General features: G+C 61.7%; 1 pseudogene. It reads right to left on the bottom strand.

Going from position 1 to position 248, the window contains the following annotated elements:
* Window positions 1-248 (bottom strand): annotated as a pseudogene (locus AC0L20_RS41570) (transketolase); the annotation flags it as partial.

Here is a 248-nt window from a genome sequence, read left to right as displayed (position 1 = left end):
GCTTCGAAACGCTTGGGGGTGTCATCGGTGAACCAGCCTTCGACTTCGCCGTCGATGGAAATGCCGTTGTCATCGTAGAAGGCAATCAGCTTGCCCAGGCCCAGGGTGCCGGCCAGGGAGGCGACTTCGTGGGAAATGCCTTCCATCATGCAGCCGTCGCCCAGGAAGACGTAGGTGTGGTGGTCGACGATGTCGTGGCCAGGGCGGTTGAACTGCGCGCCCAGGACTTTTTCAGCCAGCGCGAAGCC

The organism is Bradyrhizobium sp. Kon58 (genome assembly GCF_055807455.1).
The sequence above is the reverse complement of the archived record's forward strand: the minus strand, read 5'-3'. Positions and strand labels throughout refer to the sequence as shown.